The sequence below is a fragment of the Cnuibacter physcomitrellae genome, assembly GCF_014640535.1.
Taxonomy (GTDB): Bacteria; Actinomycetota; Actinomycetes; order Actinomycetales; family Microbacteriaceae; genus Cnuibacter; species Cnuibacter physcomitrellae.
The window spans coordinates 2,444,195-2,462,140 of sequence record NZ_BMHD01000001.1 but is presented as its reverse complement, the minus strand read 5'-3'; the positions used below and the strand labels follow the sequence as shown (position 1 = coordinate 2,462,140).

At 72.1% G+C, this 17,946-nt stretch carries 15 protein-coding genes; 7 read left to right on the top strand and 8 right to left on the bottom strand.

Translation table 11 applies throughout. From position 1 onward, the window contains the following. Positions 1-541: 541 nt before the first annotated feature. The 3 genes from IEX69_RS20910 to IEX69_RS11550 all read right to left on the bottom strand — a co-directional run bounded on the left by IEX69_RS20910 (position 542) and on the right by IEX69_RS11550 (position 5,691). On the bottom strand, positions 542-3,202 hold the full coding sequence (locus IEX69_RS20910) for a beta strand repeat-containing protein (protein ID WP_229756320.1): 2,661 nt from the start codon (positions 3,200-3,202) through the stop codon (positions 542-544). 111 nt (positions 3,203-3,313) lie between these two features. After that, positions 3,314-4,513 carry a hypothetical protein gene (locus IEX69_RS11555; RefSeq protein ID WP_085021120.1) on the bottom strand — a complete coding sequence of 400 codons (1,200 nt, stop codon included), beginning with the start codon at positions 4,511-4,513 and terminating at the stop codon, positions 3,314-3,316. Positions 4,514-4,716: 203 nt separating this feature from the next. Beyond that, a complete protein-coding gene (locus tag IEX69_RS11550) occupies positions 4,717-5,691 on the bottom strand; it encodes a sigma-70 family RNA polymerase sigma factor (protein ID WP_229756319.1) in 975 nt (324 codons plus the stop codon). Positions 5,692-5,907: 216 nt separating this feature from the next. On the opposite strand from IEX69_RS11550, the gene IEX69_RS11545 reads away from it, so the two are divergent. The 5 genes from IEX69_RS11545 to crcB all read left to right on the top strand — a co-directional run bounded on the left by IEX69_RS11545 (position 5,908) and on the right by crcB (position 9,101). Continuing rightward, positions 5,908-6,546, top strand: coding sequence for a hypothetical protein (locus tag IEX69_RS11545; protein WP_157127352.1), 639 nt, complete (start codon positions 5,908-5,910; stop codon positions 6,544-6,546). Between the two features lie 133 nt (positions 6,547-6,679). Then, positions 6,680-7,444 (top strand): YcnI family copper-binding membrane protein, encoded by a 765-nt coding sequence (locus IEX69_RS11540; RefSeq protein ID WP_229756318.1) that lies wholly within the window; start codon positions 6,680-6,682, stop codon positions 7,442-7,444. Beyond that, positions 7,441-8,130 (top strand): copper resistance CopC family protein, encoded by a 690-nt coding sequence (locus IEX69_RS11535; RefSeq protein ID WP_085021116.1) that lies wholly within the window; start codon positions 7,441-7,443, stop codon positions 8,128-8,130. Before IEX69_RS11540 ends, IEX69_RS11535 begins: the two co-directional genes overlap by 4 nt. A 9-nt stretch (positions 8,131-8,139) precedes the next feature. Continuing rightward, on the top strand, positions 8,140-8,727 hold the full coding sequence (locus tag IEX69_RS11530) for a fluoride efflux transporter FluC (RefSeq protein WP_308420493.1): 588 nt from the start codon (positions 8,140-8,142) through the stop codon (positions 8,725-8,727). After that, positions 8,724-9,101: a fluoride efflux transporter CrcB gene (crcB, locus tag IEX69_RS11525; RefSeq protein WP_085021115.1), complete on the top strand. Its 378-nt coding sequence runs from the start codon at positions 8,724-8,726 to the stop codon at positions 9,099-9,101. Before IEX69_RS11530 ends, crcB begins: the two co-directional genes overlap by 4 nt. Positions 9,102-9,222: 121 nt before the next feature. Here the strand turns inward: crcB and IEX69_RS11520 are convergent, their stop codons facing one another. Further along, positions 9,223-9,900, bottom strand: a complete 678-nt coding sequence (locus IEX69_RS11520) for a GntR family transcriptional regulator (RefSeq protein ID WP_085021114.1) — start codon at positions 9,898-9,900, stop codon at positions 9,223-9,225. Between the two features lie 68 nt (positions 9,901-9,968). Here IEX69_RS11520 and IEX69_RS11515 point away from each other — a divergent pair, with 68 nt between their 5' ends. Beyond that, positions 9,969-11,336 carry an MFS transporter gene (locus tag IEX69_RS11515; protein ID WP_085021113.1) on the top strand — a complete coding sequence of 456 codons (1,368 nt, stop codon included), beginning with the start codon at positions 9,969-9,971 and terminating at the stop codon, positions 11,334-11,336. 16 nt (positions 11,337-11,352) lie between these two features. Here the strand turns inward: IEX69_RS11515 and IEX69_RS11510 are convergent, their stop codons facing one another. The 3 genes from IEX69_RS11510 to IEX69_RS11500 form a co-directional block, all read right to left on the bottom strand. Beyond that, entirely contained in the window at positions 11,353-13,077 is a 1,725-nt protein-coding gene (locus IEX69_RS11510; RefSeq protein WP_085021112.1) for a cation:proton antiporter, read from the bottom strand. 46 nt (positions 13,078-13,123) lie between these two features. Next, a complete protein-coding gene (locus IEX69_RS11505; protein ID WP_085021111.1) occupies positions 13,124-14,401 on the bottom strand; it encodes a helix-turn-helix transcriptional regulator in 1,278 nt (425 codons plus the stop codon). 172 nt (positions 14,402-14,573) lie between these two features. Then, complete coding sequence (locus IEX69_RS11500) at positions 14,574-15,521, bottom strand: SDR family NAD(P)-dependent oxidoreductase (RefSeq protein WP_085021110.1); 948 nt, start codon at positions 15,519-15,521, stop codon at positions 14,574-14,576. 91 nt (positions 15,522-15,612) lie between these two features. On the opposite strand from IEX69_RS11500, the gene IEX69_RS11495 reads away from it, so the two are divergent. Further along, positions 15,613-16,965, top strand: coding sequence for an MFS transporter (locus IEX69_RS11495; RefSeq protein WP_157127350.1), 1,353 nt, complete (start codon positions 15,613-15,615; stop codon positions 16,963-16,965). Between the two features lie 135 nt (positions 16,966-17,100). Here IEX69_RS11495 and IEX69_RS11490 read toward each other — a convergent pair whose 3' ends face one another. After that, positions 17,101-17,886, bottom strand: coding sequence for a glucose 1-dehydrogenase (locus IEX69_RS11490; RefSeq protein WP_085021109.1), 786 nt, complete (start codon positions 17,884-17,886; stop codon positions 17,101-17,103). Positions 17,887-17,946 lie beyond the last annotated feature (60 nt).

The following is a 17,946-nucleotide window of genomic DNA, read 5'->3' as shown; positions in this document are numbered from 1 at the left end:
CTTCTAGCACGATCCCACTCTGAGCAGCGCCAAGAGTGAGCACTCCGCGCGGGCGAAAGTGCCGAGCACGCGGTGGGTGGGCCCATCGCGAGGGTCGCGGATATGGCAGTCGTGGTGGCTTCCGCGTCGTCGCGGTCGCCACGAGTGTCAGATCCGCAGGCCGGGCGAGCGAGCGTGCCTGCCGTGTGCGCGAGGGAGGCTCACGCTGATGACTCGATCTGGCAGTCGTGGTGACTTCCGCGTGGTCGCGGTCGCCACGAGTGTCAGATCCGCAGGCCGAGGCTTACGCTGATGTCCCGATCTGACAGTCGTGGTGCCTTCCGTGCCCGGGAGGCCGCCACGAGTGTCAGATCCGCGGGCCGGGTGAACGAGCGTCACGCTGATGTCCCGACCTGACAGTCGTGGTGCCTTTCGCGCCCGGGAGACCGCCACGAGTGTCAGATCCGCGATCTCGGACGCGGGCCGTGCCGTGCGGGCAGGGGTGTGCCGGGCGCCCCGGTGAGAGGCGCCCGGCGGTGATTCCCCCGGCTGGGTGCGGCGGTTAGCGCTGGGCCTTCCGACGCGTGGACGAGAGGACGAGGAGCGCGAGCCCCGCCAGGAGCAGGAGCGCCATCGTGCCCGCAGCGGGAGCGATGTCGGCTCCGGTGTTGGGCAGCGAACCCGTGCCGGCGGTCATCCCGGCGGGCGAGCTGCCGGCGACGGAGGCGGTCACGCTGACGGCGCCGCTACCGCTGGTCCCCGGGGTTCCGGGGATGCCAGGAGTGCCCGGGGTTCCGGGGGTGCCGGGCGTGCCAGGGGTGCCGGGGGTTCCGGGGGTGCCGGGAGTTCCAGGCGTTCCAGGGGTGCCAGGAGTACCCGGGGTGCCAGGAGTACCGGGGGTGCCAGGAGTACCGGGGGTGCCAGGAGTACCGGGGGTCCCGGGCGTGGACGGGGTGTCCGTGGTGCAGTCGCCGATCACGCAGACCGCGTTCCCACCCACGGTGACCGGCACGCCGATCACCGGGATCACCTGGTTGCCGCCGCCGATCGATCCGTCACCGTCGGTGCTGGGGTCGTCCGAGCCGGTGCCCGGGGTGACGACGGTGGTCGCATCCTCGGAGCTGCAGTCGCCGATCACGCAGACGGCGTTGCCGCCCGCGGTCACCGGGACGCCGACGACCGGGATCACCTGGTTCCCTCCGGCGACGGAGTCGCCGCCGTCCGTGGTGGCGCCCTCACCGGTACCGCCGGTGCCGGGGACGACGCCGGTGGTGGATCCGGTCGAGGTGGCGTCGCCGACCACGGCCACGCCGTTGCCGCCGACCGTCACGGGAGCTCCGAGGTCGAGCCCGACCTGGTTGCCCCCGGCGACGGAGTCGTCACCGGTCGTGGTGGTGCCGGTTCCGCCGGTGCCCGAGCCGGGCTGGACGGTGGTGCTCGAGTCCTCCGAGGTGGCGTCGCCGATGACCGCGATGCCGTTGCCGCCGACGGTGATGGGGGCGGTGGCGTCGACGGGGATCTGGTTGCCGCCGGCGAGGGAGTCGTCCCCGTCGGTGGTGGTGCCGGTGCCGGCTGCGGGCTCAGCCGGAGCCGAGCTGCTGCCGCCGGTGGTGGATCCGGACGAGGATGCGTCGCCGATCACGGCGATGCCGTTGCCGCCGACGGTGATGGGGGCGGTGACGTCGACGGGGATCTGGTTGCCGCCGGCGAGGGAGTCGTCCCCGTCGGTGGTGGTGCCGGTGCCGGCTGCGGGCTCAGCCGGAGCCGAGCTGCTGCCGCCGGTGGTGGATCCGGACGAGGATGCGTCGCCGATCACGGCGATGCCGTTGCCGCCGACGGTGATGGGGGCGGTGACGTCGACGGGGATCTGGTTGCCGCCGGCGAGGGAGTCGTCCCCGTCGGTGGTGGTGCCGGTGCCGGCTGCGGGCTCAGCCGGAGCCGAGCTGCTGCCGCCGGTGGTGGATCCGGACGAGGATGCGTCGCCGATCACGGCGATGCCGTTGCCGCCGACGGTGATGGGGGCGGTGACGTCGACGGGGATCTGGTTGCCGCCGGCGAGGGAGTCGTCTCCGTCGGTGGTGGTGCCGGTGCCGGTCGCGGGCTCAGCGGGAGCGGAGCTGCCGTTGCCGGTGGTGGATGCGGTGGAGGATGCGTCGCCGATGACGGCGATGCCGTTGCCGCCGATGGTGACGGGGGCGGTGACGTCGACGGGGATCTGGTTGCCGCCGGCGAGGGAGTCGTCTCCGTCGGTGGTGGTGCCGGTGCCGGTCGAGGGCTCAGCAGGAGCCGAGCCGCCGGTGGTGGACCCGGACGAGGACGCATCCCCGATCACCGCGATGCCGTTGCCGCCGACCGTGATGGGGGCGGTGACGTCGACCGGGACCTGGTTGCCGCCGGCGAGGGAGTCGTCCCCGTCGGTGGTGGCGCCGGTGCCGGCTGCGGGCTCAGCGGGAGCCGAGCCGCTGCCACCGGTGGTGGATCCGGTGGAGGACGCATCCCCGATCACGGCGATGCCGTTGCCGGAGACGTCGATCGGGATCGACACATCGACGGGCGCCTGGGTCCCGCCGAGGACTGAGTCCGAACCGCTGGTCTCCGCATCCGAACCGGCTGCGGGCTCAGCCGGAGCCGAGCCGCTGCCGCCGGTGGTGGATCCGGTGGAGGACGCATCCCCGATCACGGCGATGCCGTTGCCGGAGACGTCGATCGGGATCGACACATCGACGGGCGCCTGGGTCCCGCCGAGGATCGAGTCCGAACCGCTGGTCTCGGGAGCGGCCGCAGCCGGAGCCGGAGCCGGGTCGGACGAGGCGGCCGAGCCGCTCGACGCATCCTCCGACTCCGCATCCCCGACGACCGAGACGGCGTTGCCGGAGACGTCGATCGGAACGGACACGTCGACGATGCCCTGGGTCCCGCCCAGGATCGAGTCCGAGCCGCTGGTGTCGACCGCGGCGGACGGAGCCGCCTCGGCCGGTGCCGGAGCGGACTCCGGTGCGGTGCCGGCGTCGCTGCTGCCGGCGTCTCCGAGGACGGAGATGCCGTTGCCGCTGACGTTGATGGGCAGCTCGACGCTGACGATGGCCTGGTTGCCGGCGGCGACGGAGTCGTCTCCGCTGGTCTCGGCCGCGTTCGCGATGCCCGCTCCTGCGGCGGTCAGGCCGCCGGTGATGAGGACGAACCACAGTCCTCGTGACAGGTACTTGTTCACGGTGCTTCTCACCCCTTCAAGGTGTTGAGTCGGATGCGCGCACACGGTCATGTGGATCGCGCTGAGGGATCTCGTCTGGACCCTGGCGACGGGAGCGTCGCGATCAGGTCCCGGATCCTCGACTCAGTCGGGGGAGGAGTCGGTGTCGTACACCGGGGCCGACGGCAGGTCATCGTCGGAGGAGGTGCCGCTCAGGCCGGTCACCAGGAAGGCGCTCGCGGCGCCGGTCAGGTCCACGGCGGACGCCGCGGCGCCCGCGGCACCGGAGGCGGCGCCGCCCGAGCCCGCTCCGCCGGTCGGCAGCGCGGGCGACACAGGCGCCGGGACCGCGGGAGCCGCAGGAGCGGGAGCGGGAGCGGGAGCCGGCACGGAAGCGGACGAGGGGACGGCCGTGGCGGCCGCAGAAGCCGCGCCTGCAGAGGCGACGCCGTCACCCGAGGCGGCGAGGAGGGCGCGGTCGGCACGATCCACGGCCGGAGTCGAGAGGGTGAGCACGCCGTCGGACGTCGCGTCACCGGGAGAGGAGCCCGACCCCGGCACGCCCGGAATGCCGGGACGGACGGGGGTCGAGGGAACCGAGGGGACGCCGGGGACGGACACGACCGGAGCCCCGGAGCCGATGCCGCCGAGGACCGGCTCCACCGCCCCCGCGACTGGCGGGACGACGCCGGAGACGGCCCCGCCCAGGCTGCTCTCGACCGCCCCGACGACCGGGTCGGCGATGGTCGAGACGGGGTCTGCTCCGAGGAGGTCGGAGACCACCGGGAGGCCGTTGACGACACCGTCGACGGCCCCGACGACAGGGTCGGTGAGGCCGGCCACGGGAGCGGAGCCCAGGGCTCCGGACGCCTCCGTCAGCACACCCGGAACCGCCGCGGCCGCAGGGGCCACGACGTCGTCGACCGGGGCGGGAAGCGCGTCCACGACGGGTTCGACGACCTCCGCGACGGGCTCGGGGAGCGCGTCGACGACGGGAGCCGCGACGGGCTCGACCACGTCGGCGACCGGATCCGGTACAGCGGCGACGACGGGCTCCGCGGCGGCGGCGACGGGAGCGACTACCGCATCCGCGGTGCCCGACACGAGCGAGGAGACGGCGTCGGTGACGCCGGAGACCGGAGTGTCCACGACCTGCGTGACGGCGTCGAGGGTCCCGCCGAGCGCACCGCCCAGACCGGACCCCTCGTCCGCGTGAGCGGGCTGGGAGCCGAGGAGCAGACCGCCGAGGACGAGACCCGCGGAGGCGCCCGCCGTGGCGAGCCCGATCCGCAGCCAGTGATGCGCGCGAGATCGCTCGGCGGGCAGAGCCGGCTCGAGAGCCACAGCGCATCACCTCCCATCCCATGGATGTCTGGTCATCCCACGAAACGCTCGTGGTGAGACGTCGTCAAGGCCGAGGACTACTCAGATGGACACCAGTAGGTAGTCACCAGTAGTGCGCGACGACGTCCGGAGACACGGAAAGGGCCCCGGCGCCGAAGCGACCGGGGCCCGAGCCGGGACCAGAGGGGGACGACCCCTCCGGCTCAGCCGGCGATGAGGTAGTCGTGCAGGTACTCCTCGCGCAGCATGCCGAGCGCGCGGCGCTGGATCTGGCGGGCGCGCTCACGCGAGACGCCGAGCACCTCGCCGATCTCGTCGAACGACATCGGGTCCTCGCCGTCGAGCCCGAAGCGCATCGCGACCACGCGCGACTCGCGCGGGGGGAGCGTGGCGAGGCGGCGGGCGAGGTCCTCGTGCTGCAGCTGGAGAGCGGCCGCGTCGAAGGGCTGCGGCTGGGTCGAGTCCTCGATGAGGTCGCCGAGCTCGGCGTCGTCTTCTCCGACGGGCGTGTGGAGCGACACGGTCTCGCGGCCGTGGCGCAGCAGCTCCTGGACCTTCGCCGGCGGCAGGTCGACGGCGACCGCGACCTCCTCGATCGTGGCCTCGCGGCCGAGCTCGATCATCAGGCGACGCTGCATGCGGGTGATGGACGAGATCTTCTCCGAGGTGTGCACGGGGATGCGGATGATGCGTCCGCTGTCGGCGAGGGCTCGGTTGATGGCCTGCTTGATCCACCACGATCCGTACGTGGAGAACTTGAACCCGGCTTGGTAGTCGAACTTCTCGACCGCGCGGACGAGGCCGATGTTGCCCTCCTGGATCAGGTCGAGGAAGGGCAGACCGCGGTCGAGGTAGCGCTTGGCGATCGAGACGACCAGGCGCAGGTTGGCCTGGATGAGCTTCCGCTTGGCGGCCTTGCCGTCACGCACCAGCCACTGCAGGTCGCGCTTGAGTGCGGCGTCGTCGATCTCGGTGGTCGCCAGCTTCTCCTCGGCGATCACGCCCACCTCGATGCGGCGGCCGAGGTCGACCTCGTCCTCCGCGCTGAGGAGGGCGGTGCGCCCGATCTGTCGCAGGTAGTCCTTCACCGGGTCCTCCGATGCCCCCCTGATGTTGAGGCTGGGGGCAGGCTCGGCGGCCTCGGTGTGCGTCTCGTGGACTGCTACTGAGTTTGACATCTTCATCCTCCGTAGGGTGTGAGCATCCCGGCTCGTTAGACAGGCTAGCTAGTTATCTCTGTAACCCAAAATGGGGAACCTTGGGATTGACACGCCGTGATCTTCTGTGCCATGGTCCGCTCCCGCCCCTCGAAAGGGGGTGATGATGCGGTCGCGACGGTACCCGGCGAACCGTCGAATAGGCTGGACGGACAGCACTCACGAGAGCAGGGCGACGTGGAGAGATGGGCGCGGGTGGGCCGCGGAGCGGCCGCCGCATCCTTCGCCACCTTCTTCGCCGCGTTCTCGCACGCCGTCGCCGGCTCGACCGCACCGGGGGCCGTGGGCGTGGTCATCGCGTTCGCGTTCGCCCTGCTCGTCTGCACGGCGCTCGCCGGACGCCGACTGTCCCTTCCTCGCCTCGTCGTGGGCGTGCTCACGAGTCAGGCCCTGTTCCACCTGCTCTTCGGGGTGGGGGCGGGCGATCCGCGGATCGACTGGTCGCAGCACCTCGGCCACCACGGCGAGGTCGTCGGCACCCTTCCGCTGGGGATCGCCGCACCGGTGCAGGCGCCCGTCCACGCGGCGCACGACGGGGCCTGGATGTGGATGGCGCACCTCGTCGCTGCGGCCGCCACGATCGTGGCCGCCCGCTGGGGTGCGCGTGCGCTCGGGGCTCTCGCCGCCCTGGTCGACCTGGGTCTCCGCCTCGTCGTCAGGCGTGCGGCCTCTCTCGTGCCCGTCGAGACTCCCGGGGTCCGCGCCGCCGTCGTGGCGACCGTCCCCGAGTGGGCACCGCACGCCCGACTCCTCCTGGGGCGGATGCGTCACCGCGGTCCGCCCGCGCGTCTCGCCCTCCACTCCTCCCTCGCCTGAGCCTCCCCACGCCACGACCCACGGTCTCCTCCGCGGTCCGTCGTCGTCATCGGGATCGCTGGGCGCATCCATGACGACACGGCGCGTGCGACTCCGCGCGCGCCGGACACCAGACCTCGTGAAGAGAGACATCGTGAAGAGACGCACCACCCTGAAGAAGACCACCGTCCTGGCGAGCGCGGCCGCTGCGCTCGCCGTCGCGGGCGGCGTGCTGTTCGCCGCGCCGCTGGCCGCCAGCGCCCACGTGCACGTGGAGCCCGACACCGCCTCGGCGGGGGGCTACGCCGTGCTCACGTTCCGTGTGCCGAACGAGTCCGACACGGCGACGACCTCGTCGCTGACCGTCGACCTGCCCACCGACACCCCCGTGACCTATGTCGCGACCGAGCCCGTGCCGGGCTGGACCGCCAAGGTCGTCACGAGCACCCTCCCCACACCGGTCACCGAGGGTGATGTGACGATCACCGAGGCGCCCACCCAGGTGGTGTGGACCGCGGACGACGGCGTGGGCATCGGGAAGGCGCAGTTCCAGCGCTTCCCCGTCCAGGTCGGACCGCTGCCCGACGTCGACAGCATCACCCTCCCGGCCCACCAGGGCTACTCCGACGGATCGGTCGTCGACTGGAACGAGCCCACACCCGCCTCGGGGGAGGAGCCCGAGCATCCGGCGCCGGTCGTCTACGTCAACGCCGCCCCGCCGGCCGACGAGGACGCGGCGAGCGTCACGGTCGCGTCCGCGGGATCGGAGGCGGCCTCGAGCTCCGGCGCCACCGCCTCGTCGGATGCGGGTCTCGGCCTCGGCTTCGGGATCGGCGGCCTCGCGCTCGGAGCGGTGGCCCTCGTGGTCTCGCTGATCGCCCTGCTGCGCCGACCCCGGACGAACGGGGCGTCGCGGTGACCCGGCGCCTGCCCCTCCTCGCCGCGACGATCGCCGGCGCCCTCCTGGCGGGGGCGGCGGCCGTCGGCGTCGCCGCCCCGGCCTCGGCCCACGACTACCTCGTGTCGACGAGCCCAGCAGGCGACTCGACTGTGTCGGAGCCGCTCAGCACGGTGTCGCTGACGTTCAACGAGCCTCCGTTCTCGGACGCGGGCGCCGCCATCGGCATCCGCGTCTCGGATCCCTCGGGTGCCGTCGTCTCCCAGGGCGCGGTGTCGATCACGGACTCGACGCTGTCCATCGCGGTGACCCCCACCACGCAGGGGGCCTACCAGGTGGAGTGGCAGAACGTCTCGGGTGACGGGCACACCGTCTCCGGGACGTTCGCGTTCACGTACGCCGGTCCGGTCGCCGCGGCGACCGTCGATCCCTCGGCGCCGGCCACTCCCGTCCCGTCGTCGGTGCCCACGGTCACGCCGTCGCCGGCCTTCGAGGTCCCCTCGCCGTCCGCGACCGCGGGGGCGAGCGGGATGGAGGCGACCACCTCCGGCGGGTTCCCGCCCGTCCTCGTGGGACTGGTCACGGCGGGCGGACTGCTCGTGCTGGCCGCCATCGTGACGATCGCGCTGCTCGTGGCCCGCCGGCGGCGGATCCCCGCCGACGAACCGGGGACGGGCGCACCGCCGCGTGACACCACGGGCGAATAGGATCCGACCGTGACGGATGCGCGCCGCCGACCCGACGAGGACCCCCGCCCCCCGGGCGACCCCTCCTCGCCCGGCGGCGCGCCTCCGCAGTCCGGCGGCGCGCATCCGCAGCAGGGGGAGGAGCGGCGCGAGCTGCCGGTCGACGCCGACCTCGTGGAGCCGCGGTCGCTGCGACCGCCGCGGGGAGTGCACCTGCGCCCGGCGCTCATCCTGCTCGTGGCGCTGGGAGGCGCGCTCGGGACTGGGCTCCGGGAGGCGATCAGCCTCGCGGTCCCCATCGTGGGCGGCTTCCCGCTCGCGATCTTCGGGATCAACCTCGTCGGCGCGTTCGTGCTCGGCTTCCTCCTGGAGGCGCTGTCGAGGCGCGGGCCCGACACCGGTCGTCGGCGGCTCCTCCGGCTCGGACTGGGGACCGGCCTGCTCGGCGGATTCACCACCTACAGCGCGCTGGCCGCCGACAGTGCGGTGCTGCTCACCGGCCCGGAGGCGTGGCTCGGCGTCGTCTACGCTCTCGCGACGGTGGTGCTGGGCGCCGGCGCGACCCTCGCCGGGATCGCCCTGGCCTCGCCCCGCCGCCCGAGGACGGGAGCGGCATGACCCCCCTCCTGTTCGTGCTCCTCTCGCTCGCCGGCGGCGTCGGAGCGGCCGCCCGCTTCGTGCTCGACGGCGCGGTCAAGTCGCTGGTGCGGACGAGCTACCCGGTGGGCACCACCCTCATCAACCTCTCCGGGTCCCTCCTGCTCGGGGTCGTCACGGGGCTCGCCCTCTCGCACCTCGTGAGCGACGACTGGCGGCTCGTCCTCGGCACCGGCTTCCTCGGCGGGTACACCACGTTCAGCACGGCGAGCCTCGAGACGGTGCGTCTGGCGCAGCAGCGCCGCTGGGGTGCCGCCCTCGCGAACGGCGTCGGGATGCTCGCCGCCTCGGTCGCGCTCGCCCTCGCCGGCTACCTCCTCGGCTCGAGCCTCTGACACTGCGCCCGGTGATGCGGGTTGCGCCCCCTCTGCGCGCGGTGACGCCGCTCTGCGGGGTCGAGCACGCGCAGGGAGGGCGGAACCCGCATCACCTCGGCCCGCGCACCCTGCCCGCTCGTCAGGACTCCGGGGGCACGTGCTCCGCGAGTCGCCGGTAGGAGCGTTCGATGTGCGCGGCCATCGCGGCCTCCGCGGCCTGCGCGTCGTGCTCTCGGAGGGCGGCGAGCACGGCGTCGTGCTCCTCGGCGGTGTCGGCCGCGATGCCGTGGTGGAAGTAGAGGCGGTACAGATGGGTGTGCGCACGGAGCCGCACGACCGACTCCGTCAGCATGTCGTTGCCCGCGCTCTCGACGATCAGGCGGTGGAACGCGGCGTCCCGCTCGGCGAAGGAGCGGTACCCGGCGTAGTGCGCGTCGTCCGTGCCGTCGTCGGCGGTGTCGACCAGCGACTGGAGGGCGGCGAGCTGGTCCGGCCCGATGCGCGACGCGGCGAGCGCCGCGGCCGGCGGCTCCAGGAGCATCCGCACCTCGAACAGCTGGCGGAGCTCGGAGGCGTCGAGGAGCTCGGCGGCCCGGTATCCCTTGCGGGCGGAGTAGACCACGAGTCCCTCGCTCTCCAGCCGCACGAGCGCCTCCCTCATCGGAGTGGGCGACACGTCGAGCTGACGGGCGATCCCGTCTATGCTCACGCGACTCCCGGGCTCGATGGTCTGGTCCATCAGCATGCCGAGCACGGCGTCGTAGACGTCGTCGGCGAGGGCCCTCCGCGGCGGCAGTGCGTGGGTCTCTGCCGACATGCGTTCATGCTACTCTTGCCGCTGATCATAGATCCTATAGGATCGACGATCACCGAAGGAGGACGACGATGTCTCGACCCAACAGCACCCCCGGGGCCCCCGCGACGGCCCTGCCCCGCAGGAACTCCACCCTCGGAGTCGGAGCCGCCACACTCGTGGGCTCCGCTCTCGAGTGGTATGACTTCTACCTCTACGGCACCGCCGCTGCCCTCGTCTTCAACCGGATCGTGTTCGTCAACACGGATGCGACGGTCGCCACCCTGGCGGCCTTCGCGACCTTCGCGCTCGGATACTTCATCCGGCCGCTCGGCGGTCTCATCTTCGGGCGACTGGGCGATCTGCTGGGCCGGAAGCGGATCCTGATCCTGACGCTGCTCATCATGGGCGGCGCGACGATCCTGATGGGTCTGGTCCCCACCTACGATCAGGTCGGGATCTGGGCTCCCGTCATCCTCATCGTCCTCCGGCTCGTGCAGGGCATCGGCGCCGGGGCGGAGTTCGGCGGGGCGGCGATCTTCGCCGTCGAGAACTCGAACCCGCGCCGCCGAGGGCTGCACGGGTCGTGGCCGTCGGCCGGGGTCTACCTCGGGCTCCTCCTGGCATCCGGGGTGTTCGCGATCGTCACCCAGCTCCCGGAGGACCAGTTCCTCGCCTGGGGCTGGCGGATCCCGTTCCTGCTCAGCGTCGTGGTGATCATCGTGGCCCTGGTGATCCGCCTGCGTCTGGCGGAGACGCCCGTGTTCGAGGAGGTCGCGGCGGAGGAGCACAAGCCCACTCCGGTGCGCGATGCGTTCGCGAACGAGAAGCGCGGCATGCTCTCGCTCGTGCTGGCGCAGACCCCGCAGAACGTGGTCTCGTCGATCAACCTCGCCTTCATCACCGCGTACATCGCGGGCAACCTCCAGCTCGCCAACACCGTCGGTCCGCAGGCGACCACGCTCGGCACGGCGGTGACGATGATCTGCCTGCCGCTGTTCGGACTGCTCTCCGATCGGATCGGCCGACGCCCGGTGATGCTGATCGGCATGGTCTTCTCGGCGCTGTTCGCGTTCCCCTACTTCTGGCTCATCGAAGGCGGCCGGGCTCCTCTCCCGATCACGATCGCCATCGTGCTGAGCCTGGGCATCGGGATCGGAGCCATGTTCGGACCGCAGGCCGCCTACTTCGCGGAGCTGTTCACCGGCCGGTCCCGCTTCACCGGCCTCGCCTTCTCGAGGGAGTTGGCCGGGGCGCTGACCGCCGGCACGACGCCGCTGATCGCCGTCGCCCTGGTTGCCGCAGCGGGCGGATCCACCTGGCTGGTGTCGGTGTTCATCATCGCCGCCTGCATCCTCGGGATCGTGTCGGTGCTGGTCGTCGGGGAGACTCGCGGGCGCCGGCTGAGCGCCACCACCGTGGCCGAGCTCAAGGCGTCGACGGGCTCCTTCGAGAACTGACCCGACGATCCGAGGCTCAGTGCCCTCCGCCCGGGCGGCGGCGCAGCCGCGTCTCCTCCTGGTCGAGCAGCGACTGCGCCTCGGCGAGCACGCGCGAGGAGTAGCTGCCGAGCGACCGCAGCTCGAGCATCTTCTCGCGCTCGGCGGCGACGATGAGCAGGCGCAGCTCGCGGAACTGCCGGTGCGGCGTCTGATCCTGCAGCTCCCGGCGGCCCGCTCGCTCCCACGCCGCCTCGGTGCGGAGGAACGTCGTCTGCCGTGCCCGTTCGACGACGTCGGGGTCCACCTCGTCGCCGGACTCGGACACGTGGTCGTCGAGAGCATCGAGACCGGCCCCGCTGATCGTCTCGAGCAGGGACGCGAGCTCCTTCCGGTCCTCCCGAGCGTCGACCCCCTGCACCTTGAGGAGGCGGATGAGCGCGGGCAGGGTGCCGCCCTGCAGCACGATGCTCGCGACCGCGACGGTGAACGCGATCAGGATGAGCTGCGGCCGGTACGGCGTGGTGTCGGGCAGCGACTGCGCCGCCGCGAGCGTGACCACCCCGCGCATCCCGGACCAGCCGAGCACCACGCCGCCGCGCCAGTCGATGCCCTCCTGGCGCTGCTGCTCGAGGTCGGCGCGGCGGCGCTCGTAGTCGTGCTCCAGCCGGTCGCGGACGCGGGCCTGGCGCTTCGTCGTCACCGGATGCGTCCGGTAGTAGTAGAGCGCGAGCAGCGACCGGTAGGTCCGTCTCTCCGCCCGCCGTTCCCGTTGACGCAGCCCGAAGACGAGCGGCCCGATCCACAGGTACCGCAGCAGGATGAGCGCGAGCGTCGCGATCAGGCCGATGCCCACGGACGCCCCCACGCTCAGCACCGAGTCGTCGACGTCCTCGACCAGGGTGCGGATCTCGAGCCCGATGAGCAGGAACACGCCGTTCTCGAGCAGGAACTGGATCGTGCGCCAGTTGATGCGGTCGCTGATCCTCGACTGCGGGGAGAACCGCGACGGGGCGGCGTGCCCCGTGTAGAGCCCGGCGACCACGACGGCGAGCACGCCGGATGCGCCCAGCGCCTCCGCGGGCATGAACGCGACGAACGGCACGGCCAGCGAGAGCGCGGTGTCGAGCACCGGGTCGTCGAGCTTCGAGCGCACGAACACCGTGACGATCCCGGCGAGCAGGCCGATCACCACGGCGGCGATCACCGCGTAGAAGAAGTCGCCCACGCCGGCCCAGGGCGAGGCGAGCAGGCCGGCCGAGGCGGCGACGGCCGACCGCAGCAGCACCAGGGCGGTCGCGTCGTTGACGAGTCCCTCGCCCTCGAGCACGGTGAGCAGTCGCGGGGGCAGGCCCAGCCGTCGTCCGATCGAGGTGGCGGCCACCGCATCCGGCGGGCTGATGATCGCGCCCAGCGCCACCGCAGCGGCGAAGTCGAGGTCGGGGAGCAGCTCGAAGAGGAGGAACCCCGTCGCGAAGGCGGTGACCACCACGAGGAGCACCGAGAGGCTGGCGATCGGCGCGAGGTTGCGACGGAAGTCCATGATCGGCACGCTCACGGCGGCCGCGTAGAGGATGGGCGGCAGCAGTCCGTCGAGGATGATCTCGTGCGGCACCTCGACGTCGGGCACACCCGGCAGGTACGACAGCCCCACGCCGACGACCACGAGGATGATGGGGGCGGCGATGCCGAGCTTCCTCGCGAAGGCGGCCACCGCGACGATCACCGCGACGGCGAGGACCGCGTAGACGCCCAACTCCATCCCCTCAAGCCTAAAGGTGCAGAGACTGCACCGGTGGCCGCGCGGGTCAGGACGTGGGAGGCAGGGGCCCGTTCGGGTGCGTGCGGGCCAGCTCGACCGCGGCCGCGCGGGTGTTCACGTCGAGCTTCCGGTAGAGCGAGCGCACGTGCGTCTTCACCGTGTTGGGGGAGAGGAACTCCGCGGCCGCGATCTGGTTGAGGTTCAGACCCTCCGCGAGGTACCACCAGACGGTCCTCTCGCGCCGCGTGAGAGCGGGGAGCTCATCCGACGCCTCGCCCAGGATGCGCGGCAGCAGTCTCGCGAGGCGGTCGTCGGTGGCCGCGCGCCTGACGATCGCGGGCTCGAACCCGGCGACCGGCACGTCGAGCAGCGCGGTGTAGATCTGCTCGCGCGAGATCGTCTCGAGCGCCGCCTCGACGAGGACCTCCGCCTCGGCCGCGTCCTCGGCCACCGAGGCGTGCAGCAGCTCGATCAGCACCCGGGCGCGGATGCTGAGATCCGGGTCGTTCAGCAGCGGACCCGTCAACGCACGTGCGGCCGCGGGATCGCCCTTCTCCACCGCAGCGAGAGCCGCGTCGACATGGTTCGTCTCGACGGCGATCTCCCCGGCACGGCCCACGTCGAGCCGCAGGGTGGTGGCGCCGCGGTCCTCGCGCGTGAGGCGGTGCGTGGCCAGGGCGATGACGTACCAGTTGAGCCCGCTCTCCCACTGCTTCGGGTAGTGCGCGAGGCAGGTGGCGCGCAGCCGCGTCATCGCGGCTCGCGTCGAGCCCGTCAGGGAGGCGATGCGGGCGTCGAGCCACACCAGGACGGCCCAGGCCTCCGTCCCGTCGAGAGGCTGGGCCGCGTCGGCGAGGCGCTGGGCCTCGTCGAGGTCGAGGCAGTCGATCGCGAGCATCGCGCGCGCCGCGGTCGCCAGCGGATGGTCGGCGATGGCGTCGGCCCGACCGACCCAGAGCCCCGCGTACCGCCTGTCTCCGTGCACGGCGTGGATGTAGGCGACAGTGGCCGCGGCCAGCACCGACTCGACCTCGCGTCCGGTCGCCTGAGCCGTGTCCCAGACGCGTTCCCAGGCCCGGAGGCCCGCGATGTCGTCGCCCGCGAGCGACAGCGAGATCGCCCACTCGCGCCGGAGGTCGACCAAGGCCGCCTCCATCGAGCGGACCTCGTCGGCGTCGACGCCCTCGAGGAGGCGGTGGCACGCCCGCACCTGGTCGACGGAGGCCGCGAAGCGCCCGGAGCGCCTCAGCTCGACGGCCCGCTGGGTGAGCGTCGCGAGCTCGTCGATGACGCTGCGCGCATCCTCGTCATCCCCGTCCGTCACCCTCCCATCATGGTCGGGCGAGGGCGGGAATTCACCCCCAGGTGTCAAGAAGCTCATCCGGACGGGTGAGATCGATGCGGTCTCCGCCCCGCCAGCCTGGTGGAGACCCGGGTTCCAGCCGGGTGGAGCCGCGACCCGTTCGGCTCCACCCGGGGTCTGGACCCGGACGGCCTCACTCGGAGGCCGCCGGCGACCTCCCCGCCTCCGACGCATCCTCGGCTCGCATGCGAGCGCGGATGCCGCCGTCGACGCCCAGGGTGCCGGCCATCGGCTCGTAGATCGCACCCGGCCCGGTCGGGGAGGCGGATGCCCGCTCCACCTCCCTCTCCACCAGCTGCCCGGTGAGGCGCTCGGTGGCGCCGGGCAGGAAGCGGTGCGAGGCGGTGGCGCCGCGCGCCTTCGGCCCGACCGGCATCTGCGTCCTCGGACGAGTGCACGCCTTCACGATCTCGTCGACGACGAGCTGCGGGTCGTCCATCATGGCCATCCGCGGTGCGTGGCCCGTGTAGTTGGCGGCGTGCGTCCACCACGGGGTGTCGATCGCGTAGGGCATCACGGTGGCCACCTTCACCTCGTCGAGTCCGGCGAGGCGCAGCTCCTCCTCGAGCGAGCGCCCGAGACTGAGCACCGCCGCCTTCGTCGCCGCGTAGGTGGACTGGTAGGCGAGCGGGACCTCGCTGTCGACGGAGCCCACGTTGACGAGCACGCCTCGACCCCGGGCGGTGAACCGCTGGAGCGCCACGTGCGAGCCGTAGAGGACCCCCTTGAGGTTCACGTCGACGATCCGCGCCTGGTCCTCGACGGGGATCTCCCAGAACAGGCCGAGTCCGCCGACACCCGCGTTGTTGATCCACACGTCGATGTCGCCGAAGCGGCGTTCCGCGCTCGCGGCGATCCGCTCGACGTCCTCCCGCCGACTCACGTCGGCGTGGACGGCCTCGGCGGATCCGCCGTCGGCCTCGATCCCGGCGACGAGGGCCTCGAGGGCGTCGCCGCGCCGGGCGGCGACCACGACCTGTGCGCCTCGGGCCGCGAGCTCGACCGCCGAGCCCCTTCCGAACCCGCTGGAGGCGCCGGTGATCACGATCGTCCGGCCCGCGACCGCATCCGCTGTGCTCATGCGCCCCACGCTAGGCCGACCGTCCGCATCCGGCAGGGGGTTGCGCACGAGTCGCTACCGTCCGTTCACCGGGCCTCACTACTGTGAGGACATGTCTGCCACCACCTCCCGGGGCCACGTCATCGCGTGGGGGCTCTGGGACTGGGCGTCCGCCTCCTTCAACGCGGTCATCACCACGTTCGTCTTCACCGTCTACCTCACGTCGTCGTCCTTCGGCGACACCAGCGCGAGCTCGACGGCGCTCGGCTGGGTGATGGCCGGGGCGGGTGTGGTGGTCGCCCTGCTCGCGCCCGTGACCGGGCAGCGATCGGATCGCGGAGGGCGCCGCAAGCTGTGGCTCGCGGTGAACACGTACGTGGTCGTCGCCATGACGGCGCTGATGTTCTTCGTGCAGCCGGCGCCGGAGTTCCTCTGGCTGGGGCTCGTCCTGCTCGCGGTGGGGACGGTGTTCTTCGAGTTCGCGAGCGTGAACTACAACGCGATGCTGCAGCAGGTGTCGACTCCCCGCACGATCGGACGCGTGTCGGGCTTCGGATGGGGGATGGGCTATGTGGGCGGCATCGTCCTGCTGCTCATCGTCTACTTCGGGTTCATCGAGCCGATCGGCGGGAGCGCGCTGTTCGGCGTCCCCGACACCGACGGGCTCCCCATCCGCGCCACCGTGCTCGTCGCCGCGCTCTGGTACGCGGTGTTCGCGCTGCCCGTGCTGCTCGCCGTCCCCGAGTACCACGAGCCGTCGGCCGTCGCGTCGCCGCGCATCGGGTTCCTCCAGTCGTACGTGGTGCTCTTCCGCGACGTGCGCGCGCTCTGGCGCGAGCGACGCCACACGGTGCTGTTCCTCATCGCCAGCGCGGTGTTCCGCGATGGGCTGACGGGGGTGTTCACGTTCGGAGGGGTGCTCGCGGCGGGTTCGTTCGGGTTCTCCTCGGGGGAGGTCATCGTGTTCGCGATCGCGGCGAACGTCGTGGCGGGGATCTCCACGGTCCTCGTCGGCCTCGTCGACGATCGCGTCGGGGCCAAGCCCGTGATGGTGGGCTCGCTCGTCGGCCTCCTGCTGTTCGGGATGCTCGTGTTCGTCTTCCACGACGGCGGCCAGACCGCCTTCTGGATCTTCGGCCTCGCCCTCTGCGCCTTCGTCGGGCCCGCGCAGTCGGCATCCCGCTCGTTCCTGGCCCGGCAGATCCCCGAAGGGCGGGAGGGCGAGATCTTCGGCCTCTACGCCACGACGGGGAAGGCCGCGACCTTTCTCACGCCGGCGATGTGGGCGGTGGCCATCAGCATCGCCACCGCCGTGCTGCCGGCCGGCTCGAGCACGCAGTACTGGGGCATCCTCGGGATCGTGCTCGTGCTCCTCGTCGGGCTCCTCCTGCTGATCCCCGTCCGCTCCCCCTCCGCGGACGCCCGCTCCCGCGACCCCCTCACCACCGAGTCCACCCCCGTCTGAGCCCGCCGCGTGGTCGGCCGTTCTCAGGAGCTGCGCCCCTTCTCAGGACGATTCATCCTGAGAAGGGGCGTCGCGGCGGGGTTCTCCTGAACACGGACGCTCAGCGCCCGCCCTCCGCGCACCGTCGGGGGCGCGTCAGTACTTGGCCGACTGGCCGCCGTCGATGGGGAGCACCGCGGCGTTGACGTAGGACGCGTCGTCCGAGAGGAGGAACGCGACGACGGCTGCGATCTCCGGAGCCTCGCCGTAGCGCTTCGTGGGGTTGCCCTGGATGAACTGCTCCGCGGCCTTGCGGGGGTTCTCCGGGTCGAGCTGGCGCATCGAGCCCTCGACCATGGGCGTCCAGATCGCGCCGGGGGCGATGGCGTTGATGCGGACGCCGAACTGCCCGTACTCGACGCCGGAGTTGCGGGTGAGCCCCACCACGCCGTGCTTCGCGGCGGCGTACCCCGACTGGTTGCCGACACCGCGGATGCCGCCGACGCTCGCCGTGTTGACGATCGCTCCGGATCCCTGCTCGTGCATCACGGCCAGCACCTTCTCGAGGCCCAGGAAGACGCCGCGGAGGTTGATCGACACGACGCGGTCGAACTCCTCGGCGGTGAAGGACTCCGTGAGGTTCTGGCGGCCCTCGATGCCGGCGTTGTTGAAGAAGCCGTCGATGCGGCCGAAGGCCTCGAGGGTCTTCGCGACGTAGCCCTCGACATCCGCCTCCTGCGAGACGTCGGCGGTGGCGACCAGGACCTCGGCGTCGGTCGCGGCCTCCTTGACGGCGGCGACCGTCTCCTCGAGGCCCTTCTCGGAGATGTCGACGAGGGCGAGCTTCGCGCCCTCGGAGGCGAGGCGGACGGCGGTGGCGCGCCCGAGTCCGGAGCCGGCTCCGGTGATCAGGACGACGCGGTCGGTGAAACGGGTGGACATGGTGCAGCCTCCAGTGTGGCTCGGATGCGGAGGGCTCGAGGTCCTTCAACGGGCGGCGAG